The following is a 21783-nucleotide window of genomic DNA, read 5'->3' as shown; positions in this document are numbered from 1 at the left end:
CCGCTACCTCCACTGGATGAGCAGCGCCGGATCGCCGCGATCCTCGACCACGCCGACGCCCTCCGCGGCAAGTGTCGCGAGGTGGCGAGTCGCATCGACCACCTTGACCAATCGATCTTCGTCGCCATGTTTGGTGATCCGATTCAGAATCCACATCAGCATCCCCTAGTACCGCTTGGGCAGGTTGGCGAACTGGACCGTGGTGTTTCTAAGCACAGGCCGCGCAACGATCCCTCCCTCCTCGGCGGCCCCTATCCACTGATCCAGACCGGTGATGTCACTAGGTCAGGCGGGTACATCACCAGTTACACCAGCACTTACTCCGAACTCGGCTTGGCACAGAGCAAGTTGTGGCCAGCGGGCACGCTGTGCATCACCATCGCGGCCAACATCGCTCAGACCGGAATACTGACGTTCCCGGCATGCTTTCCCGACAGCGTGGTCGGGTTCACCTCGGATAAAGCCACGACCATATACGTGCGCACGTGGCTCACATTCCTCCAAGCAACACTCGAGGCATCCGCCCCGCAGTCAGCCCAGAGAAACATCAATCTGGCGATCCTTCGAGAGCTCCCGGTCCCGCTACCTGACCTGAACTCTCGCCGACGCTTTGCTGAGACACTCAAACGAATCCACGGCCCTCATGAAGCTGTCCTAGACTCTCAAAGCCGGCTCGACGAACTCTTCGCCTCCCTCCAGTCCCGCGCCTTCTCCGCCAGCTGTGAGTCTGGCAATGGGTAACTTCGACTTCCTCAAAGCCGTTGACTGGCCGGAGATTTACGGCGACTGCGCTCGGGCGGAAATCTACGCCATCAGTGATCCGCGCTCGGCCTGCTTCTACAGTCGCCGTGCCGCCGAGCAGCTGGTCGACTTCCTCTACGACATCCTGGTTCTGCCCGTGCCCTACAAGACTGACCTGGCGGCCAAGGTCAACGACACCAGTTTCCAGTCCAAGGTCGGGATGGGAATCGTCCAGAAGCTCAACCTGATTCGCAAGCTGGGCAACTTCGCCGTGCACGACACCAAGCAGATCCCCCAACGCGCGGCACTTGACTCCCTTAAAGAGCTGCACCACGTGATGCTGTGGGCGGCCTTCCGGTACTCCACCGCCCCGCAGGCGGTGCCGATGAAAGCCCGCTTTGATCCGGCGCTGGCCGCCAAGGCGGCACCGTTGAGCCGCGAGGAGATCGCCGCGCTGGCGACGAAGTTCAAGGCCCAGGATGAGGCGCACGCCAAGGCGCTGGCCGAGAAGGACGAGCTGGCCGCGGCCAAGGACGCCGAGATCGCCTCCCTGCGCGCTCAGATCAAGGCTGCGCAGGCCGCCAGCACCGCCACCGATGACCGTGACTACTCCGAGGCTGAGACCCGAGACCGCTACATCGATGTCCTGCTGAACGAAGCCGGCTGGCCACTGGCCGATGCCAGGGACCGGGAGTACAAGCTCAGCGGCATGCCCAACGCCAACGGGGTGGGTCGCGCCGATTATGTGCTGTGGGGTGCTGACGGGCTGCCGCTGGCGGTGGTGGAGGCCAAACGCACCACCGTCAACGCGGATCAGGGCCAGCAGCAGGCCAAGCTGTACGCGGACTGCCTGCAGCAGATGGCGGGTCGGCGGCCGGCGATCTTCTACACCAACGGCTACGAGCTCTGGGTGTGGGATGACGCCGCGGGCTACCCGCCGCGTCAGGTGCAGGGCTTTTTCACCGCTGATGAGCTGGAGTTGATGATCGCCCGCCGCACGGGCCGCCAGCCGCTGACAGACGCGTCGATCGACTCGGCGATTGTGGAGCGGCACTACCAGATCCACGCCATCCGCCGCATCGGTGAGGAGTTCACCAACAAGAAGCGTGAGGCGTTGTTGGTGATGGCCACCGGGTCAGGTAAGACCCGCACCGTCATCGCCTTGGTCAAACAGCTCATGGAGGCTGGCTGGGTTAAGCGTGTGCTGTTCTTGGCTGACCGCACCGCGCTGGTCACCCAGGCGGTCAATGCGTTCAAGGCGCATCTGCCCAATGCCACGACGGTGAACCTGGTGACCGAGAAGGTCAGCGACGGGCGGGTGTACGTCAGCACCTATCCCACGATGCTCAACCTCATCAACGCCATCGACGCCGGCCAACGCACCTTTGGGCCCGGCTACTTCGACCTGGTGGTGATCGACGAGGCGCACCGCTCCGTGTACCAGAAGTACCGGGCTATCTTTGACTGGTTCGACTCACTGCTGGTCGGGTTGACCGCCACCCCGAAAGACGAAGTTGACCACAACACGTACCGGCTGTTCCACCTTGAGGACGGTGTCCCCACCGACGCCTACGGCCTGGATGACGCCGTCGCCGAGGGGTTTCTCGTTCCCGCTGTGGGGATTTCGGTGGGTACAAAGTTTCTGCGGCAGGGTATCCGCTACGACGATCTGACCGAGTCGGAGAAAGACGCGTGGGACATCCTGGACTGGGGTGAGGACGGCGACACCCCAGATGCGGTGTCCGCCGAGGACCTCAACCGATTTTTGTTCAACGCCGACACCGTGGACAAGGTGCTGGCCGAATTGATGACCCAGGGCCACAAGGTGGCGGCCGGGGACCGGTTGGGTAAGACCATCATCTTCGCCAAGAACCGCGATCACGCCCAGTTCATCGCGCAGCGCTTCGACATCCAATACCCCGAGTACGCCGGGCAGTTCGCTCGGGTCATCACCCACGGCGTGACCTACGCCCAAAGTCTGATCGACGACTTCTCCATCCGTGACAAGGCCCCGCATATCGCGATCTCAGTCGACATGCTCGATACCGGCATCGACGTGCCCGAGGTCGTCAACCTGGTGTTCTTCAAGCTGGTGCGCTCCAAGAGCAAGTTCTGGCAGATGATCGGCCGCGGCACCCGGCTGTGCCCGGACCTGTTCGGGCCCGACCAGGACAAGACGAACTTCTACGTCTTCGACTTCTGCGGCAACCTTGAATACTTCAGCCAGAACCTGCCCACTTCCGAAGGCTCCCTGCAGAAGTCCCTGAACCAGCGGCTGTTCGAGACCCGTGTCGGCCTGGTGAGGGTCCTGGATTCCGTGGTCAAACCCAACGGTGCCGACCCGCCCGAAGGCCATGGCACCGAGTCCGAGCGCGGCCTGCGCGTGGACACCGCGTGGAGCCTGCATAAGGTCGTCGTCGGGATGAACCTCGACAACGTCCTGGTCCGCCCGCATCGGCGTCTCGTCGAGCAGTATGCGCAGTGGCCGAGCTGGTCAACGCTGACTGAGGAGGCCGCTGGTGAGGTCGCCGAGAACCTCGCCGGGTTGCCGTCCAGCGAACTCGACCGCGACGAGCAGGCCAAGCGGTTCGACGTGCTGATCCTGCGCCGTCAGCTGGCCCAGCTGCAGGGTGACGCGCTGGCCGCTGAACAGTTGCAGGACAAGGTGCAGAACATCGCCTCGGCGCTGCTGACCAAGACCACCATCCCTTCGGTGGCCGCACAGCAGGTGCTGCTCGACGAGGTCGCCGGCGATACCTGGTGGATCGACGTCACCTTGCCGATGCTCGAGCTGGCCCGGCTGCGGCTGCGCTCACTGCTGCAGTTCCTCGACACCCTCGAGAAGAACCGTGTCTACACCGACTTCCAAGACGAGCTGTCCGAGTCGACGCTGGTCGATCTGCCCGGCATCACCCCAGGCACCAACTGGGAACGCTTCCGCGCCAAGGCCGCCGCCTACCTCATGCATCACCAGGACCACCTCGCGCTGCAGCGGCTGCGCCGCAACAGACCCCTGACCCCCGATGATCTGGCGGCTCTGGAACAGATGCTCATCGACAGCGGCACCGGCGCGCCCGCCGACATCGCCCTGGCCAAAGAGCGCTCCCATGGGCTGGGTCTGTTCGTGCGGTCCCTGATCGGTTTGGACCGCGAGGCCGCGGTCGAGGCATTCGGCGGATATCTCGACGGCACCAGGTTCACCGCCAACCAGATCCACTTCATCAACCTGATCATCAACGAACTCACCGCCAACGGGGTGGTCGAACCAGCGCGGCTCTACGAGTCCCCCTACATCGACCACGCCTCCACCGGGCCCGACGACATGTTCCCCGAAGCCGATGTCGACAACATCATGCACATCCTCAACACGGTCAAAGCCAACGCGGCTCCGGCCGATGGTGCTGCCTGACGGACTACCCCACAGGTGCGGGCTGGCCACCAGGGGCTTGCCTCTGTTGAACCAAATGATTCAACTAGGTTGTGGGACAAGGCGATTCGGAGGCTTTTTGCTGGTCGATCAGGGCCTCCTACAATCGGCGTGAATTGCTGACTTCAGCCGACGACCGCGCCTGGCGCTGGGCTAGGTATGTAGAGCCATTCTGTCCACTCGTCGCGAGAAATCCCGTCGATCCTGACCCGCCAGGTGTAGCGCTGCCCCGCCGTCAAAGGTAGGCCGGTCTGAAAGTTGAGCAAGATCTGAACCTTCGGCCGCGTAACATCTGTCGGGATCTGTTGGTTCGGAACCACGGTGGGCTGAAGTTGATTTGAGACACCAACTCGCATGTACTGAGGCTGGCCCAACGGCCCGACCGCGCCTGGCAGCGCGATCGGTTGGCCGTTTCGATCTTCCAGCAATAGTTCGACAGCCGGACTTTCGCCAACAAATGCCGGGTCAAAAGTGACTACTGCGACGACGGCGAAGGGTGCGGTTAAGCCGGTGTTTGGCGTTGAGCCTGCAACCGAAATGCCGCCACCGACGATGGTCAATTTGCCTGCCGGGTCTACGACCGCATAGTCGGCCAGCAGGATCTGAACGTGAGCCGAGTCCCCTGCGTCACTCATGCAGTTCGAAGGGGTTCGGCGTACGAGCGGGTGGGGGAGGCCTGTGTGTGGTCTCCTGCGGGTGTCGGTTCGGGGGTCAAGAGGTAGCTGCCCGCTGCGGCAATGTGCGACATCAACTGATCCGGCGTCAAAATCTCCTCTGGGGCGAGGGTTGCCCAATCGACGCGAAGGTATATCAGGTGGTCCCGTTCACCGATGTCGGTCACGGTAGCCTTACCGACGAGGTTGGACTCGGGCTCGCGCACGAAGACCTCTTCGCCGACACGGGGCGTATCACCTCTGACGTGCCTGAAAGCGGAATAGGTCTGTCCGCCGCGTACCCGGACGTTTGGGTCGATAAAGATTTCGGTGGGCATACCATCTCACCTCGCTTCCTATGTGAACGTTTCCTTGGTGAACGCCCCCACAAACCGCTTTGCGTCCTCGATGGTGGGAGAGTCGCCGAGCACTACCACATAATGCACGTCTGGCTCGTCGTCGTCCCCATCTTTGTCAAACGTGAAGCCTCCGCGGACTAGTTCCTCAGCTGTCGAGCATTGCCAATAATAGGGGTTATTCGCCGCCTGCATGTCGCTGGCCGCAAGCAGCCGGTCTATCAGTTGTTCCCGGGTCTCACCAGGCCTTGCATGGTCTGCCCACACAGAAACCGCATGGAGGTGCTTGCCCTCGCTCCGATCCGCTTCAGCGATTGCCCGATCCAAGACGCCCTGGGCGCTCATCGGCCGGAAACGCAGCACGATGGCATCAGAAGGCGGCGTTTCCGGCACGGTGCACAGGATAGTGAACCGCGTATACGGGTGTATGCGTTCGGGCTTTCCAGTCGGCGATGGCTCGGGCAGCGACACAGCCTGATCACCAGCAGTGCATTACCTCAACATTCACGCCAAGGACCGCGGTTGTTCGGCGCCCGGGTGTACCGTGCCCGGCTATTATTGCGAGGTCCATCACGTCACCGACTACGCCAAATGCCGCACCACCGACGTCAACCAACTGACCTTCGGCTGCGGTACGCAACACCGAATCGTTCAACCCGGTGGCTGGAGCACGCGCAAAAACGCCCGCGGCGACACCGAGTGGATCCCACCCCCGCACTTAGAGCGCGGCCAGCCCCGGACCAACACTTTCCATCATCCCGAAAGACTCCTACGCCACATCGATGATGACGACGAGTGGTAACTCCGTACGTGCAGTCGCGGTCGACCAGATCCCCGTTAACAGGAGGTTCAAGCTGTGACCGGCTGACCGGCTGACCGGCTGACCGGCTGACCGGCGAGGCGACTGCTTCCAAGGCGGAGGCCGGTAGGTTGGGCCGCGTTGACAGCGACAAGAACGAGAAATTCGTCGCTAGAGTTGCCTGATCAAGGAAGGAAGACGAAGCGCGAGCCAGGGCTTACGTCCATAGGCGAGCATCTGCCCCTTGAAGGCTGGTGACCACAACCCGAGTCGGCCATAGGCGGAGAGCAGGAATGACGACGGGTCGGCGGAGATGCGGCATTCTGGCCGGGTTGCCTTGCCCTCGGCGAAGGTCAGCCGGCCATGAGAGAAGCTCATCGTGATAACGGTCCCTCTCCGCAACGAGATCTCGCAAGTTTCTTGGAACTTTGCCGCATCGGGTGCGACAAACATCGGCAGGACTTCGCAGGCTGCACGGGCAATGACGATCGCGTCGGCGGGCGCGATCGGCCACGGAACACCCACTGCCTGAGCGATGTCCCACCCATGGACGAGAAACTCACCTGCGATACCGCCGAGTGCTGTCGTGGTGGACGCGGGCTTTCCGAAGACGTAAGTAATCGGCTTCGCGCCATAGGCGCGAAACCCGGCAAGCATAGGCGGAGCGTCCCGCTCGATCAGTGCCGCGAGTGCGGTGGGATCGCGCTCTTGAATCTCGGCGATCACGCTTAGATCACGGCCTACTCGTCAGCCGGCCAGTGTTGCGCGGATGCACACGGTCACATAGGGCAGCGCCAAGCCGGTCGAATTCGCCAACGCCGGGTGGGTGGCCAGCAACTCGCGCACGTGGTCGAGCGTTCTGCTGCGGACCTCGGTCGGCGACGTGATGCAGTAGCTGCGGGAAGCCACCAGGTCGATCAACGCTTGCGGCGTAAGGTAATTCGTCCACTCGACCTGATGGCGCTCTGGCTCGGTGAACGATGCGGACAGCGTGACGTTGAAGCGGCCCGAGTCGCCATCTGAACCTATGATCTGGCCCAGCTCGCGGACCCAGCCCAGCCGTTCGTCGCGGGTGTTCCACACCAGGCCCAGCCGCCCTCCCGGCCGCAGCACGCGGGCCACCTCGGGAATCGCCTGCTCGGGATCCACCCAGTGCCATGCCTGGGCGACCAGCACGGCGTCAACACTGTTGTCTTCCAACGGAATCCCTTCCGCGGTGCCCAGCAGCGCACGGGTTTCCGGCAGCGAGGTGCGTAGCACTTCCAGCATGTCGGGAATCGGGTCGACCGCCACCACGTCCAGGCCGCGCTCCACCAGTCGGGTGGTCAGCTTGCCGGTGCCCGCACCCAGGTCGAGCACTTGACGCGCGCCGCGCGGCAACAGCCAGTCGATCGCCTCCGGTGGATAAGAGGGACGGCCGCGCTCGTAGGCAGCAGCCGCTGAACCGAAAGACAGGGAGCGGTCGTGCCTAGAGCGGGTCACCGTGGACACGCGCCTTCGTTCTCTGCCAAGTCGAGCGTCTGGCGGATCAAGTCGCCGACCGCCTCGGATTCCACCAGGAACCCGTCGTGACCGCAGATGGACTCGACAACCTGCAGGCCGGTGCAGCCCGGCAGCAGCTCGACCAGCTCCTCCTGCAAGCGCAGCGGGTAGAGCCGGTCGGAGGTGATGCCACCGACCACGACCGGTACCGGGCAGCTACGCAGGGCTTTGCGCACCCCGCCGCGGCCGCGACCGACGTCGTGGCTGTTGAGCGCCTCGGTCAAGATCACATAACTGCCCGCGTCGAAGCGGGCCAACAGCTTGTCGCCCTGGTGCTCCAGGTAGCTCTGCACCGCGTAGCGGCCGCCGTTCGCCGGGTCCTCGTCACCCTGGTTGTCGTTGGCAAACCGGCTGTCGAGCTCGACTTCACCGCGGTAGGTCAGGTGGGCGAAGCGGCGGGCGATCGTCAGCCCGGCATCCGGTGTACGGCCGCTGCCGTGGTAGTCGCCGCCTTGCCAGTTCGGGTCGGCCTTGATGGCCGCGATCTGAGTGGTCTGGGTGCCGATCTGGTCAGCGGTGGCGCGAGCACCCACCGCGAGCAGCAGCCCGGCCCGCACCCGGTCCGGGTGGCCGACGATCCATTCCAAAGCCCTTGCCCCGCCCATGGATCCGCCGACGACAGCAGCAACCTGGTTGATACCCAATGCGGCCAGGGCGGCGATGTCCGCCTCCACCTGATCGCGCACAGAAATCAGCGGAAACCTTGAGCCCCAGGGCTTTCCGTCCCTGGCAAGCGAGCTGGGCCCGGTCGAGCCACGACAACCGCCCAGCACATTGGTGGCCACCGCGCACCAGCGGTTGGTGTCGATCGGCGCACCCGGTCCGGCCACTCCGTCCCACCAGCCGGCCGTGGGATGCCCGTGCCCGGCTGATCCGGTGATATGCGAATCACCGGTAAGCGCGTGCAGCACCACCACGACGTTGTCGCGCGTGGGCGACAGCTCACCCCAGCGCTGTATGGCGATGCAGACGTCGTCGACCACGACGCCGCTTTCGGTGGTCAGCGAGCCGATGTGGACAAAGCCGACTTCGCCTTCGGCCGGCAACGTTTGGGTGGGGACGTCGGAGATCGTCATGTCAGAATCCTCAAAAAGCCGCCACGGCCTGCGGGTCGCCGCTGGCATCGGCCGCGTGAGCCGGTGCGCCGAATTTCCGCGCCGCGGCGAAGCCGAGCTCCAGGTCGGCCAGGATGTCCTCGATGCCTTCGAGGCCGACCGCGAGCCGCACCAGCCCCGGGCTGACACCGGTGGTCAGCTGCTCCTGCGGTGTCAGCTGGGCGTGGGTCGTCGACGCCGGGTGAATCACCAAAGAACGCACGTCGCCGATGTTGGCGACGTGACTGTGTAGCTTCAGTGCGTTCACGAATGCCTTCCCGGCTTCGACGCCACCGGCCAGTTCAAACGCCAGCACGGCTCCGGTTCCCTTGGGCGCCAGCTTCTTTGCCCGCTCATGCCACGGCGAACTGGGCAGCCCCGCGTAGTTCACGGACACCACGCCTTGATTGGCTTCTCGGCGCCCCTCGAGGAATTCGGCCACCCGCTGCGCGTTGGCCACGTGGCGCTCAACTCGCAGACTCAGCGTTTCGATGCCTTGGGCCACCAGGAACGCGTTGAACGGCGAAGCGGCCGAGCCGAGGTCGCGCAGCAATTGCACGCGCGCCTTGAGGGCATACGCCGGCGGTCCCAGCTCCGCGAACACCACGCCGTGGTAGCTGGGGTCGGGCGTGGTGAACCCGGGGAATCGGCCCTGTGTCCAGTCGAAAGTACCGCCGTCGACGATGGCGCCGGCGATCGCCGCGCCGTGCCCGCCAAGGTATTTGGTCGCCGAGTGCACCACGATGTCGGCGCCGTGCTTGAACGGCTGGATGAGATATGGCGTGGCGATGGTGTTGTCGACGATCAGCGGTACACCGTTGGCATGGGCGACCCCGGCGACCCCGGGGATGTCCAGCACGTCGATCTGCGGGTTGGAGATGGTCTCGCCGAAGAACGCCTTCGTGTTCGGTCGCACCGCGGCCTGCCACGAATCCAGGTCGTCGGGATCATCGACGAAACTGACCTCGATGCCGAGCTTGGCCAGCGAATAGTGGAACAGGTTGTAAGTCCCGCCATAGAGCCGCGGACTGGAGACAATGTGATCCCCCGCACATGCGAGGTTCAAAATGGCGAATGTCTCAGCCGCCTGCCCGGAGCTCAGGAACAGCGCGGCCACGCCTCCCTCGAGCGCGGCGATGCGCTGTTCGACGACGTCGGTCGTCGGGTTGCCGATCCGGGTGTAGATGTTGCCCGGAACCTCGAGCCCGAATAGCGCGGCGGCATGCGTGGTGTCGTCGAACGTGTAGGACGTGGTCTGGTAGATCGGAAGGGCGCGGGCGTTGGTGGCCGGGTCCGGTTGCTGGCCGGCGTGAATCTGCTTCGTTTCGAACGACCAATTCGCGGTCGGATCGGTCTCAGCGCTGTTTTCGGAGCTCACGTGAGGTGCTTTCTGTCAGAAGGGTGAATCGGGTAGCGGGGCGCCCGCAGCCACCCGGGACGCCATCAGTGATGACGTCAACCGGTGGCCGGGCGCTAGCACCGGCACACGATGAGACGCGGATTAGCTGGGTTCGATGCACATCACGTTTCCCTGTCTGCTCAGGGGCCCGTCATGGCGGACCCGCGCTTGCCGCGCAGCCGGTTGTGGCTACATCAACCTGGTCATCACCCGGGGCACCCCACCGCGGTTGGAGGGTTGCCGGCCAGCAAGCCGGGGCTTGACGCTGGCGCTCATGACCGACCGCAAGCCTATCGCATGGCACCGAGTCGATGCCAATGGGAGGGCCTCACCTTGCCTTAGAGCACGGTGAAGGCTCCTTGTAGGCTGGCCTGACGAGCAACCGCTCGCCCAAGCTTGGAACGGCTGGAGGATCCGGACGCAGATGTCCAATGACGCCAAGATCAAGGTCAAAGGCCCGGTAGTAGAGCTCGACGGCGACGAGATGACCCGCGTCATCTGGAAGCTCATCAAGGACATGCTGATGCTGCCGCATCTCGACGTCAATCTGGACTATTACGACCTGGGCATCGAGCACCGCGACCGCACCGATGACCAGGTGACGATCGATGCGGCCTACGCCATCAAGAAGCACGGCGTGGGCGTCAAGTGCGCAACCATCACCCCCGACGAGGCCCGCGTCCAGGAGTTCAACCTGAAGAAGATGTGGCTGTCGCCCAACGGAACCATCCGGAACATCCTGGGCGGCACCATTTTCCGTGAGCCGATAGTGATCTCGAATGTGCCGCGGTTGGTTCCGGGCTGGACCAAGCCAATTGTCATCGGCCGCCACGCCTTTGGTGATCAGTACCGGGCGACGAACTTCAAGGTCGAGCAGCCGGGCACCGTCACACTCACTTTCACGCCCGCCGACGGCAGCGAGCCGATGGTGCACGAGGTGGTGTCCATGCCCGAGGACGGCGGCGTCGTCATGGGGATGTACAACTTCAAGGATTCCATCCGGGATTTCGCCCGCGCCTCGTTCGCGTATGGCCTGAACGCCAAATGGCCGGTGTACCTGTCCACCAAGAACACCATCCTCAAGGCGTACGACGGCATGTTCAAAGACGAGTTCCAGCGCATCTACGACGAGGAGTTCAAGGAGCAGTTCGAAGCCGAAGGCCTGACCTACGAGCACCGGCTTATCGACGACATGGTGGCCGCTTGCCTCAAGTGGGAGGGCGGCTATGTGTGGGCCTGCAAGAACTACGACGGTGACGTCCAGTCGGACACCGTCGCGCAGGGCTATGGCTCACTGGGGTTGATGACGTCGGTGCTGATGACGGCCGACGGCAAGACCGTCGAGGCCGAAGCGGCGCACGGCACCGTCACCCGGCACTACCGGCAGTACCAGGCGGGCAAGCCGACGTCGACCAACCCGATCGCGTCGATCTTCGCCTGGACCCGCGGCCTGCAACACCGCGGCAAGCTGGACCACACGCCGGAGGTGATCGAATTCGCCCAAAAGCTGGAAGAAGTCGTCATCTCCACCGTGGAGAGCGGGAAGATGACCAAGGACCTCGCGATCCTCATCGGTCCCGACCAGGAGTGGCAACAGAGCGAGGAATTCCTCAATTCGATCGCGGAGAACCTGGAGAAGGAACTGGCTAACTAGCCGGTGGGTCGTTGACCGCCCGAAGCGACGGATTGCACTCTTCGATGAAGTCGGCGATCAGTTGGGCGATACGGTCCGGCGCCTCGAACATCGGAATGTGCCCCACACCGTCGAGCACCGTGAGCTTGTGGTCCTTCGGCAGGGATTCGGTGAAATGCCGGCTGAACCTGCTGGGTGGAACCACCCGGTCCTTGCCGCAGAGCACCAAATGAGAGGGCACTGCGGTGTGTTCCAGCTCCCGCAGCCCGTGCAGCAGCAGCGCCTTGATCAGCAGCTGGTAGTAGGCGGGGCAGTGCGTGACGTCGTCGACAATGGCGCTGAGCTGGCGCTCGCTGACCCCGTCGGGCCTTGCGCTCACCGGCACGGTGCCCAGCTGGCGGCTGAACGGCAGCCGTAATATCCGTTGGCCGAGCAGGCAGGTCAGCAACCAGATCGGCAACCCCGAGATGAACTTCGTTATCACCTCGAATTTGACCGGGCTCCAGCGCGTCCACCCGCCCGCCGGTGCGATGCCGGTAACAGTGCGCGCCCGCCCGCGCCGCTCCAGTTCGAAGGCAACCCAGCCGCCCAGTGAGTTGCCGACGATGTGCGCGGTGGTCCAGCCCAATTCGTCCATCTGGCGCTCGACGTGATCGGCCAGCACCGCTGACGACAGCAACCGGGTGCCGGCCGAGGGTCCGCCGTTGTGGCCGGCCATTGTCGGGGCGAATACCTCGTAGCGGCCGGTATCGGCCAGCTGCTGGGCCACGACCTCCCATACCTTCTGCGACATCAGGAACGGGTGCAGCAGCAGAACCGGCTCTCCGGAGCCGAGGTGGATCGGCGGACGAGGGGGTCTCATAGTGCCGACCCTAAATGCGGTACCGCCGGTACCGCAACCAACCCGTCGCCGCTGGGCCCGGTCTTTTCAGGCCCGGCCGCCGCGCGTGAAAAGATCGGGGCACCATGAGCACCGCTACCGGAACCCGCCGGATTTTCTCCGGCGTGCAGCCCACTTCTGATTCGCTTCACCTGGGTAACGCGTTGGGTGCGATCACCCAGTGGGTCGCACTGCAGGACGACCATGACGCGTTCTTCTGCGTGGTCGACCTGCACGCCATCACCGTCCCGCAGGATCCCGAGGCGCTGCGACGCCGGACGCTGGTCACCGCCGCGCAATACCTGGCGCTGGGTATCGACCCCGGCCGCAGCACCGTTTTCGTGCAAAGCCACGTTCCCGCCCACACCCAGTTGGCGTGGGTGCTGGGGTGCTTCACCGGCTTCGGGCAGGCATCCCGGATGACGCAGTTCAAAGACAAGTCGACGCGTCAGGGCGGTGACTCGACCACCGTGGGCCTGTTTACCTACCCGGTGCTGCAGGCCGCCGACGTGCTGGCATACGACAGCGATTTAGTGCCCGTGGGGGAGGACCAGCGCCAGCACCTCGAGCTGGCGCGCGACGTCGCGCAGCGCTTCAACGCCCGCTTCCCGGACACCTTCGTGGTGCCCGACGTGCTTATTCCCAAGGTCACCGCCAAGATCTACGACCTCCAAGACCCATCGTCGAAGATGAGCAAATCGGCGGCCACCGATGCCGGGTTGATCAACCTGCTCGACGATCCGGCTTTGTCCGCCAATAAGATTCGCTCGGCCGTGACCGACAGCGAACGCGAGATCCGGTTCGACCTCGATGCCAAGCCAGGCGTGTCGAACCTGCTGAGCATCCAGTCGGCGGTCACCGGGCTCGGCATCGACAAGCTCGCCGAGGGCTACGCCGGGCGCGGCTACGGCGACCTGAAGAAGGACACCGCCGAGGCTGTCGTCGAGTTTGTCAGCCCGATCAAGGCCCGGGTTGACGAATTGATGGCGGAGCCCAACGAATTGGAGGCGGTGCTCGCGGCCGGAGCGGAGCGCGCCGACGATGTGGCCGGCAAAACCGTTCAGCGGGTCTACGATCGGTTGGGGTTCCTTCCGCAGCGGAAATAGGTTGCACATGAGCGAGCCGGCCAAGCCGGGGATTCTGAATCGGCTGCGGGCCCGGTTCGCATGGTTGGACCACGTCTTCCGCGCCTACCAGCGCTTCGACGACCGCAACGGCAGCTTCCTGGCGGCCGGCCTGACGTATTACACGATCTTTGCGCTATTTCCTTTGCTGATGGTCGGATTCGCGGTGTTCGGATTCCTGCTGGTCCGGCGGCCCCAGCTGCTGAGAACCATCGACGACCACATCCGGTCCGCGGTGACCGGCTCTTTGGGTCAACAGCTGGTCGACCTGATAAATTCGGCGATCCACGCGCGGGCATCCGTCGGTGTCATCGGTCTGGCCACCGCCGCCTGGGCGGGTCTGGGCTGGATTTCGCACCTGCGGCAGGCGGTGACCGAGATGTGGTGGGAGCACCGCATCGATTCACCGGGCTTCGTGCGCAACAAGATTTCGGATCTGATCGAGATGGTGGGGACGTTCGCGGTAGCCATGGCCACCGTCGCCCTCACCACGCTTGGTCATGAGGCGCCGATGACCGCGGCATTGAGATGGCTTGGGATACCCGAGTTTGCGATGTTCGATTGGCTCTTCAGACTTTTCTCCATATTGGTCTCGGTGCTGGTCTCGTGGTTGCTGTTCACCTGGATGATCGCCCGGCTGCCGCGCGAGAAGGTCAGCCTGGTCAACTCGATGCGGGCCGGGTTGATGGCGGCCATCGGCTTCGAACTGTTCAAGCAGGTCGCATCGATCTATCTGAGGGTAGTTCTGCGCAGCCCGGCGGGCGCCACGTTCGGGCCGGTGTTGGGCCTGATGGTGTTCTCCTACATCACCGCGTACCTTGTCCTGTTTTGCACCGCGTGGGCGGCGACGGCATCGGCGGATCCGCGCCTGGCGCCCGTCGACCCTCCGCCACCCGCGATCATCGCTCCGCGGGTGCAGCTGGACGACGGGCTTACGACACGTCAGACACTGACCGCGATGGCCGTGGGAGCCATTGGCGCGCTGACGTTTTCGCGGTTGACCGGCCGGCGCCGTTAGTCGTCTGCCCGCCAACTGCCGTCCGCCATGACGGCCGTTACCTGCAAATCACGATCCAGCACCACAAGATTGGCTTCGGATCCGGCCCGCAGCCTACCCACTTGCTGGAGGCCGAGAGCCCGTGCCGGCGTCGCCGCGGTCATCTGCACCGCGGCGAGTAGCGCCGCGTCTGCGTCGAAGCCGAGCCCGACCGCGCCGGCCATCGAGGCGCGGAACAGCTGATCCATGGTGGCCGTGCCGCCGGCGATCGTGGACGTTCCGTGCACCCGCGCCACACCGGATACGACGTCGATCGGCACCGCGCCAAGCCGAAACGCCCCGTCCTCACAACCGGCCGCGGCGACGGCGTCGGTGATCACGGCGACCCGTTCGGGTCCGGCGGACCGGATCACCGCCTGCACGACGGCCGGGTGTACGTGCACGCCGTCGGCGATGAGTTCGACGGTCACTTTCGGGTCCTGCAGCAATGCGAGCGCGGGTCCGGGCTCGCGATGGCCCAGCGGCGGCATCGCGTTGAACAGGTGGGTGCCGACGGTGGCGCCCGCGGAGATGGCTTGTTTGGTCTGCTCGTAGGTCGCATCGGTATGCCCCACGGCCACAACGACTCCCGCGTCGAGAAATCGCCGGATCGCGGCGTCGGCTCCGGGCAATTCGGGCGCCAGCGTCACCATCCGGATAGCGCCGCCGCCCGCGGCGAGCACCGCGTCGATCTCGGCCGGGTCCGGATCCCGCATCAGAGCAGGGTCGTGTGCCCCACAGCGTGCCCGGCTCAGCCACGGCCCCTCCAAGTGGATGCCCACGACGGTGCCCCGCTGGGTAGCCGCGGCGAGCGCACGCACGCCGGCAATCAGCTGCGCCGGTGAGGCGGTGACCAGGCTGGCGAGCGTCGTGGTGGTGCCATGCCGCAGGTGAAACTGCGCGGCCCCGCCGATGCCATGGGCATCGGTGTAAGAGGCTCCGCCGCCGCCGTGTACGTGAATGTCGATAAAGCCAGGCACCACAGTGCAATCGGGGAAATCGCTGTCGGGCGGCCCGGGCGGTGGGCCGGTTCCGCAGGCGAGGATCTGCCCGCCGGAGGTCTCCAACCACCCCGGTCGGCAGATCTCTTCGTCGAGAACCAGGGTTCCCGCCCGGATCAGTCGCACGGGTTCTCCCAGTGGCCGCCGTTCTCCCAGAAGTGCCGTATCTCCTCGAGTTGGCGCCCCTTGGTTTCCGGCGCGTACCGGTAAACGAAGCCGAAAGCGACCACGGCGAGAGACGCGAACACGGCGAAAGTTCCCGCGCCGCCGAATGAATGCAGCATGGTCAGGAAGACCGCGGCGACAATCGCGTTGGCAATCAGGTTGGAGGTGAGCATCGTGCTCGACCCGATGGACCGCAGCCGGGACGGGAAGCTTTCGCTGGCGTACACCCAGCCCAGGGAGCCGAAACCCATGGTGTAGCCGATGATGAACAGCAGTATGCCGGCGAACCCGAAAATCAGTCCCCCAGAATGCGGGCCGCCGAGACCCCGGGCGAACACGACCAGCAGCACGACGTCCGCGGCGATCATCATGGCGATCCCGGACAACAGGATTGGGCGCCGGCCCAGGCGGTCGACGAGAAGCAGCGAGGTGCACACGGCCGCCAAACCGGCGACCTGCACCAGTGCCGGCAGCCCGAGCAGCGCGAGGTTGCCGGTGAAGCCCATGGCGGCGAATATCCTTGGGCTGTAATAGATGATCGCGTTGATGCCGGTGATCTGGATCAGGAATCCGAGAGTTATAACGAAGATGGTGGCCCGCAAATACGGCCGCCGCAGCATCTCGGACATACCGCCGCCAGTTTCGCTCAAGGCGCGGCCGATCTCGGCCAGCTCGTCTTCGACGTGCGCGTCCGGCTCCACTCGCAACAACGCCCGACGGGCGTCGTCGACCCGGCCCTTCAGCAGGTACCACCGGGCCGTCTCGGGCATCCGAATCAACAACGGCAGCAGCAGCATTGCGGGCACGGTGGCCAGCCCCAGCATCCACCGCCAGCTGTGGGTACCGGCCAACAGGTAACCGGTCAGGTAGCCGAGGATGAGTCCGCTCACGATCGCCAATTGGTAGGCGGTGAGTAACGATCCGCGCACCGCCGCCGGCGCCGATTCCGCCACGTATACCGGGACGACCACCACCGTCACGCCGATGGTCAGACCGAGCAGCAGCCGCGCCACCAGCAGCATCGGCATCGAGACCGAGAGCGCACCCAGCAGCGCGAACACGGCGTAAGCGACGAGGATCAGCACGATCGACTTTTTTCGCCCGATCGCATTGGCGAGTACGCCCGCACCCAATGCTCCGGGGATCTGGCCGATCACCACCATCGTCGTCAGCAATTCCTGTTGCCGTGTCGTGAGGCCGAAGTCCTCGGTGACGAACAGCTGGGCGCCGGCGATGATGGACAGGTCGTAACCGTAGATGACTCCGACGCTGGCGGCGGTTAGCCCAACCAGCAGGCTGCGTCGCGAGGGGCGCGGCGAATCAACGGCGGTCAGCTGACCGGCAACCGGTCGAGGGCTCTAGTCACCCCAGAGACGGTGCCACAGCGCAATTGGGTGGTCAACGATGTTGGTGTTGGGGCCGGCGGTTCATCGAGCGTGCGGTCATGATCAACGCGAACACGATGATCGTGCCGATGACGGCCACGCCCACCCGCACCGGAAGTGCGTCCGCCGACGCCATGAGCCCGGCGGCCTGGGCGCCGTTGCCTTGCCGGTCGGCCGCGCCGTCGCGCCTGGCGGGTGCCAGCGAGGGATCGGGTTCGATAAGCGTGCCGACTTGGGTGCCCTGCGCGCTGCCGAACCCGTAGTCCAGCAGGTGCGCCGCCTGTTCCCAAGGGGCGATCGGCTGCCGCGTCCCGTGCATCAGCACCGCCATCAGTCGTCGTCCGTTGCGATTGGCTGCGCCGACGAAGGTCTGGCCGGCGTCATCGGTGTAGCCGGTCTTGCCGCCCAGCGCACCCGGGTACTTGTAGAGCAGCTGGTTGTCGTTTTCCAGCTCGTATCCTGGGTGGTCGCCGTGGCCGGGGAAGTTGAAGGTCCGCGTCGCGACGATGTCGGCGAAAGTGGGGTTCTGCCAGGCGTACCGGTAGAACAGGCCGATGTCGTAGGCCGAGGTGCTCATGCCGGGCCCGTCCAGCCCCGACGGCGTCGCCACCCGGGTGTCCCGGCCACCGAGCTTGGCCGCCAGCACGTTGATCTTCTCCAGCGCTTGCTGCATTCCGCCGAGCTGCATGGCCAGCGCGTGCGCGGCGTCGTTGCCGGAGTGCATCAACAGCCCGTGCAGCAACTGCCCGACGGTGAACACGCCGCCGTCGTCGACTCCGACCTTGGTGCCCTCGGCGGCCGCGTCGTCGGCGGTTCCCTGGACGGACTTGTTGAGGGGCAACCCATTGATGGATGCCATCGCGACCAGCACCTTGATGATGCTGGCGGGCCGGTGGCGGCCGTGCGGATCTTTGGCTGCGATGACCGCACCGCTGTCCAGATCCGCGACCAACCAGGCCTCGGCCGACACGTCGTTGGGCACCGGCGGTGTGCCGGGTGCGGCGATGATGCCGCAGCTGCCCAGCGCCTCGCCGCCGACCGGCTTCGGGGGCACCGCCAGGGGGATGGGCGGGTCACCGGCCTGGGGGATCTCCGACGAATCCACCGCGGGCGGGGTGGACACCCGGTACGGGCAGCCTGCCGGCGCGGCATTGGGTCCGGCACCGGGCTCGGCCTTGGCAAGCGGCATCGCGGTCGGCGCACCCAACGCCGCTGGAGCGCCGGTCAGAAAAACCGCCGCTGCCAGGCATGATGCGGACCGTAACCAGACTCTTGAGAGGGGCTTCCAGACAGGCTTTGAGAGGGGCATCGTGAAGCAGGGTAGGCGATCAACCGCCCGATTCCCAGGAGCCGCGCTGTGACTGATGGGACAGAAGTTACAAACCAGCAGGACCGCGGCCGAACCGTTACGCTGGCATGCGGTCAGCGTGACAGCAACCCTCCCGCACCGAAGTCCCAAAGGGTGTCCCATTCAAAAAGTTCCGTCTTGGTCGAAGTGGTGGGGCAGGCGCGATGGCGCTGGTAACGCGTCTAGCACCGCCCCGCGACCGCTGAAACATCTGCTCAAGCAGGTGGAGAAAGCAACCCAGGTCCGGCGCTCCGGACTTGACCGTGTGTTGGCAGAGCTGAAACTGCATCGCGACGCCACACCCGATCCCGACCTGCGGTCCGCGCTCACCTGGCTTTGCAACGCTGTGTCGCGGTTCGTGCAGAACCCGACCGCCCCGCACGCCCGGGAGGTGATGGTGGCCGCCGACGCGGTCAAGCGGGTGCCCACCGCCGATCCGGGGAGTGGCTAAACCCGGTCTGGGTGATTTGGGTCGCGGCTCTAGCCCCGGCTTCGCCGCGGCTAGAGCCGCTCCCAGGCCTCGGTGAGCACGCTGCGCAGGACGGATTCGATGGTGTCGAACTCGGCTTGACCGCTGATCAGCGGCGGGGCCAGCTGGATGACGGAATCACCGCGGTCGTCGGTGCGGCAGTACAGTCCGGCCTCGAAGAGGCCCGAGGACACCCGGCCCAGCAGCGCGCTGCGTTCCTCGTCGGTGAAGGTCTGCCTGGTCGCCTGGTCCTTGACCAGTTCAACGCCGAAGAAATATCCCTCGCCGCGGACGTCGCCGACGATGGGCAGGTCATACAGCTTCTCCAGGGTGGCGCGCAGCGCGGGCGAGTGCCGTCGGACGTGGTCGTTCAGGCCCTCGCGCTCGAAGATGTCCAGGTTGGCCAACGCGACGGCCGTCGACACGGGGTGACCGCCGAAGGTGTAGCCGTGCGGGAACATCGTGGCGCTGTCGTAGAACGGCTCGAACAACCGGTCGCTGGCGATCATCGCGCCCAGCGGCGAATACCCCGACGTCAGTCCCTTCGCGCAGGTGATCATGTCGGGCACGTAGCCAAAGTCGTCGCAGGCGAACATCGACCCGATGCGGCCGAACGCGCAGATCACCTCGTCGGAAACCAGCAGCACGTCGTACTGGTCGCAGATCTCGCGAACCCGCTGGAAATACCCGGGCGGCGGCGGAATGGAGCCGCCGGCGTTCTGCACCGGTTCCAGAAACACAGCGGCGACGGTATCCGGGCCCTCGAACTCGATCGCCTCGGCGATGCGGTCGGCGGCCCACTGCCCGAAGGCCTTGAGGTCGGCGTGAAACGGTTCGGTCGCACGGTAGAAGTTCGTGTTCGGCACCCGGAAGCCGCCGGGTGTCACCGGTTCGAACGGCGCTTTGTACTTCGGCAGGCCGGTGATCGCCAGGGCGCCCTGGGTGGTGCCGTGGTAGGCGACCGAGCGCGAAATCACCTTGTGCTTACCGGGTTTGCCGGTGAGCTTGAAGTAGTGCTTGGCCACCTTCCACGCAGTTTCGACGGCCTCGGTGCCGCCGGTGGTGAAGAACACCCGGTTCAGGTCGCCGGGGGCGTAGCGGGCGAGGCGCTCGGACAGCTCGATCGCGGTCGGGGTGGCGTAACCCCAGAGCGGGAAGAACGCCAGCGTTTTGGCCTGCCGGGCGGCAGCCGCGGCGAGTTCGGTGCGGCCGTGACCGACCTGCACGGTGAACAGCCCCGACAGCCCGTCCAGGTAGCTCTTGCCGCGGTCGTCGTAGATGGTGACGCCCTCGCCGCGAACGATGACGGGCGCGGTGAATTCCGGGCCCTGCCGGGCGAAGTGCAACCACAGATTTCTCGTCATTGTGCCCGCAGCGTAACGCTAGGCTCGCGGTATGACCTCCACACAGGTCACCGAGTTTGAATCCCTGCGGCCGCATCTCATGGCGGTTGCCTACCGGGTGACCGGGACCGTGGCCGACGCCGAGGACATCGTCCAGGAAGCCTGGCTGCGCTGGGACGCGCAGGAGCGCTCGACGATCGCAGACCTGCGGGCCTGGCTGACCACCGTCGTCAGCCGCCTCGGCCTGGACCGGTTGCGGTCGGCGGCGCACCGGCGGGAGGCCTACACAGGCAACTGGCTGCCCGAACCGGTGGTGACCGGCTTCGATACTGCCGATCCATTGTCTGCCGTGGTGGCCGCCGAGGATGCCCGGTTCGCGGCGATGGTGGTGCTGGAGCGGCTCAGCCCGGATCAGCGGGTCGCATTCGTGCTGCACGACGCGTTCGCCGTGCCGTTCGCCGAGGTGGCCGACGTGCTGGGTACCAACGAGGCCGCGGCCCGCCAGCTGGCGTCGCGGGCCCGCAAGGCCGTCACGGCGGCACGGGCGCCGGTACCCGATCCGTCGCACAACGAGGTGGTCGGCAAGTTGATGGCCGCGATTGCCTCCGGCGATCTGAAAGCCGTAGTCGCGCTGTTGCATCCCGACGTGACTTTGACCGGTGATGCAAATGGCAAGGCGCCCACCGCGATTAACGTCATCCACGGGGCAGACAAGGTGACCCGATTCCTGTTCGTCCTGGCCCGCCGCTACGGCCCGGCGTTTTTCACGGCGAATCAGCTGGCATTGATCAACGGCGAACTGGGTGTCTACACGGCGGGCGGCCCGGGCGACCCCGGTCCTGGGGGCTATTGGGCGATGTCGCCGCGAATCACCGCCATGGCGGTGCGAGACGGAAAGGTCTGCGCCATATGGGATATCGCCAACCCGGACAAGTTTACCGGGTCTCCGCTGCGTGAACTGGCTCGGTAGAGGGTGTCCAACAACTCAGAAAGGACGCGCTGGAATTGACCTGGCGCTCGCTGAGCGAGCTGAGCAACTCTCGGCGGCCTCGGGATTACACGTATTGCGCGACACCATTGCCAAACGGCCACCGAGCGGAAGCCCAGGGCTGATGATGGCGATGAGGGGCCCGGCTTCTGCTGCGAGCTGGTATTGATGCGTTGGCACTGAGTTCGCAGTAAGTCACATGGGCTGGTGCGTGCTGACCTCTAATATGTGTTGACTGGTCTCCGCTGTCGGACCATCTGATGGGACAATGTGTAGTGGTGGTAGTGCGACGCGCACTTGACTACGCAGATGAACAAGACGTTCGGATCCGGCCGGTGGCGAAGCATAGTCGTCATCCGGCGGCGATAGATGCGCCGCAACTCCGGGTCGGGAACGTTCC

Annotated in this window: 20 protein-coding genes, 2 pseudogenes and 1 riboswitch; of the genes and pseudogenes, 9 read left to right on the top strand and 13 right to left on the bottom strand. The window is 65.0% G+C overall.

Going from position 1 to position 21783, the window contains the following annotated elements; genetic code table 11:
• Positions 1-3: 3 nt before the first annotated feature.
• On the bottom strand, positions 4-156 hold the full coding sequence (locus tag ACLP4W_RS09895; protein WP_442385974.1) for a hypothetical protein: 153 nt from the start codon (positions 154-156) through the stop codon (positions 4-6).
• Here ACLP4W_RS09895 and ACLP4W_RS09890 point away from each other — a divergent pair.
• Together ACLP4W_RS09890 and ACLP4W_RS09885 are read left to right on the top strand one after the other, a co-directional pair.
• Positions 127-741: a restriction endonuclease subunit S gene (locus tag ACLP4W_RS09890; RefSeq protein ID WP_442385972.1), complete on the top strand. Its 615-nt coding sequence runs from the start codon at positions 127-129 to the stop codon at positions 739-741. The two genes, ACLP4W_RS09895 and ACLP4W_RS09890, sit on opposite strands and share 30 nt — an antisense overlap.
• Complete coding sequence (locus ACLP4W_RS09885; RefSeq protein WP_442385957.1) at positions 734-4150, top strand: DEAD/DEAH box helicase family protein; 3417 nt, start codon at positions 734-736, stop codon at positions 4148-4150. The genes ACLP4W_RS09890 and ACLP4W_RS09885 overlap by 8 nt, the downstream gene beginning before the upstream one ends.
• Positions 4151-4293: 143 nt before the next feature.
• On the opposite strand, the gene ACLP4W_RS09880 is transcribed toward ACLP4W_RS09885, so the two are convergent.
• From ACLP4W_RS09880 to ACLP4W_RS09870, 3 genes are all read right to left on the bottom strand, one after another.
• Positions 4294-4728, bottom strand: a complete 435-nt coding sequence (locus ACLP4W_RS09880; protein ID WP_442385956.1) for a hypothetical protein — start codon at positions 4726-4728, stop codon at positions 4294-4296.
• A gap of 71 nt (positions 4729-4799) precedes the next feature.
• Positions 4800-5159, bottom strand: a complete 360-nt coding sequence (locus tag ACLP4W_RS09875) for a hypothetical protein (protein WP_442385955.1) — start codon at positions 5157-5159, stop codon at positions 4800-4802.
• A gap of 18 nt (positions 5160-5177) precedes the next feature.
• Positions 5178-5570, bottom strand: coding sequence for a hypothetical protein (locus tag ACLP4W_RS09870; RefSeq protein ID WP_442385954.1), 393 nt, complete (start codon positions 5568-5570; stop codon positions 5178-5180).
• Positions 5571-5679: 109 nt separating this feature from the next.
• On the opposite strand from ACLP4W_RS09870, the pseudogene ACLP4W_RS09865 reads away from it, so the two are divergent.
• Positions 5680-5979 (top strand): annotated as a pseudogene (locus tag ACLP4W_RS09865) (HNH endonuclease signature motif containing protein); the annotation flags it as partial.
• Positions 5980-6147: 168 nt separating this feature from the next.
• On the opposite strand, the gene ACLP4W_RS09860 reads toward ACLP4W_RS09865, so the two are convergent.
• Genes ACLP4W_RS09860 through ACLP4W_RS09845 form a run of 4 tightly spaced genes read right to left on the bottom strand, consistent with a single transcriptional unit; the run spans position 6148 to position 9990 of the window.
• A complete protein-coding gene (locus ACLP4W_RS09860; RefSeq protein ID WP_442385953.1) occupies positions 6148-6702 on the bottom strand; it encodes an SCP2 sterol-binding domain-containing protein in 555 nt (184 codons plus the stop codon).
• Between the two features lie 21 nt (positions 6703-6723).
• The gene (locus ACLP4W_RS09855; protein WP_442385952.1) at positions 6724-7458 is read right to left on the bottom strand and encodes a class I SAM-dependent methyltransferase; all 735 of its coding nucleotides are present in this window, start codon (positions 7456-7458) and stop codon (positions 6724-6726) included.
• Positions 7455-8594: a homoserine O-acetyltransferase MetX gene (metX, locus tag ACLP4W_RS09850; RefSeq protein WP_442385951.1), complete on the bottom strand. Its 1140-nt coding sequence runs from the start codon at positions 8592-8594 to the stop codon at positions 7455-7457. The genes ACLP4W_RS09855 and metX overlap by 4 nt, the downstream gene beginning before the upstream one ends.
• Before the next feature lie 10 nt (positions 8595-8604).
• Positions 8605-9990, bottom strand: coding sequence for a bifunctional o-acetylhomoserine/o-acetylserine sulfhydrylase (locus ACLP4W_RS09845; protein ID WP_442385950.1), 1386 nt, complete (start codon positions 9988-9990; stop codon positions 8605-8607).
• A gap of 180 nt (positions 9991-10170) precedes the next feature.
• Positions 10171-10291: riboswitch (SAM riboswitch) on the bottom strand.
• Positions 10292-10435: 144 nt separating this feature from the next.
• On the opposite strand from ACLP4W_RS09845, the gene ACLP4W_RS09840 reads away from it, so the two are divergent.
• The gene (locus ACLP4W_RS09840) at positions 10436-11665 is read left to right on the top strand and encodes an NADP-dependent isocitrate dehydrogenase (RefSeq protein WP_442385949.1); all 1230 of its coding nucleotides are present in this window, start codon (positions 10436-10438) and stop codon (positions 11663-11665) included.
• Here the strand turns inward: ACLP4W_RS09840 and ACLP4W_RS09835 are convergent.
• A complete protein-coding gene (locus ACLP4W_RS09835) occupies positions 11658-12506 on the bottom strand; it encodes an alpha/beta fold hydrolase (protein WP_442385948.1) in 849 nt (282 codons plus the stop codon). The genes ACLP4W_RS09840 and ACLP4W_RS09835 overlap by 8 nt on opposite strands.
• A 104-nt stretch (positions 12507-12610) precedes the next feature.
• On the opposite strand from ACLP4W_RS09835, the gene trpS reads away from it, so the two are divergent.
• Both trpS and yhjD read left to right on the top strand, forming a co-directional pair.
• Positions 12611-13630, top strand: a complete 1020-nt coding sequence (trpS, locus tag ACLP4W_RS09830; RefSeq protein WP_442385947.1) for a tryptophan--tRNA ligase — start codon at positions 12611-12613, stop codon at positions 13628-13630.
• 7 nt (positions 13631-13637) lie between these two features.
• Positions 13638-14666, top strand: a complete 1029-nt coding sequence (yhjD, locus tag ACLP4W_RS09825; protein ID WP_442385946.1) for an inner membrane protein YhjD — start codon at positions 13638-13640, stop codon at positions 14664-14666.
• Here the strand turns inward: yhjD and nagA are convergent.
• From nagA to ACLP4W_RS09810, 3 genes are all read right to left on the bottom strand, one after another.
• Positions 14663-15811, bottom strand: a complete 1149-nt coding sequence (gene nagA / locus ACLP4W_RS09820) for an N-acetylglucosamine-6-phosphate deacetylase (protein WP_442385945.1) — start codon at positions 15809-15811, stop codon at positions 14663-14665. The two genes, yhjD and nagA, sit on opposite strands and share 4 nt — an antisense overlap.
• Complete coding sequence (locus tag ACLP4W_RS09815) at positions 15802-17184, bottom strand: sugar porter family MFS transporter (RefSeq protein WP_442385971.1); 1383 nt, start codon at positions 17182-17184, stop codon at positions 15802-15804. The genes nagA and ACLP4W_RS09815 overlap by 10 nt, the downstream gene beginning before the upstream one ends.
• A 64-nt stretch (positions 17185-17248) precedes the next feature.
• A complete protein-coding gene (locus ACLP4W_RS09810; RefSeq protein WP_442385944.1) occupies positions 17249-18544 on the bottom strand; it encodes a serine hydrolase in 1296 nt (431 codons plus the stop codon).
• 241 nt (positions 18545-18785) lie between these two features.
• Here ACLP4W_RS09810 and ACLP4W_RS09805 point away from each other — a divergent pair, with 241 nt between their 5' ends.
• Complete coding sequence (locus ACLP4W_RS09805; protein ID WP_442385970.1) at positions 18786-19034, top strand: hypothetical protein; 249 nt, start codon at positions 18786-18788, stop codon at positions 19032-19034.
• 50 nt (positions 19035-19084) lie between these two features.
• On the opposite strand, the gene ACLP4W_RS09800 is transcribed toward ACLP4W_RS09805, so the two are convergent.
• Positions 19085-20416 (bottom strand): aspartate aminotransferase family protein, encoded by a 1332-nt coding sequence (locus ACLP4W_RS09800; RefSeq protein WP_442385943.1) that lies wholly within the window; start codon positions 20414-20416, stop codon positions 19085-19087.
• 31 nt (positions 20417-20447) lie between these two features.
• Here ACLP4W_RS09800 and ACLP4W_RS09795 point away from each other — a divergent pair, with 31 nt between their 5' ends.
• Together ACLP4W_RS09795 and ACLP4W_RS09790 are read left to right on the top strand one after the other, a co-directional pair.
• Positions 20448-21365, top strand: coding sequence for a sigma-70 family RNA polymerase sigma factor (locus tag ACLP4W_RS09795; RefSeq protein WP_442385942.1), 918 nt, complete (start codon positions 20448-20450; stop codon positions 21363-21365).
• 14 nt (positions 21366-21379) lie between these two features.
• Positions 21380-21566, top strand: a pseudogene (locus ACLP4W_RS09790) (type III polyketide synthase); the annotation flags it as partial.
• Positions 21567-21783: the final 217 nt, after the last annotated feature.

The organism is Mycobacterium sp. (genome assembly GCF_052145595.1).
Taxonomy (GTDB): domain Bacteria; phylum Actinomycetota; class Actinomycetes; order Mycobacteriales; family Mycobacteriaceae; genus Mycobacterium.
The sequence above is the reverse complement of the archived record's forward strand: the minus strand, read 5'-3'. Positions and strand labels throughout refer to the sequence as shown.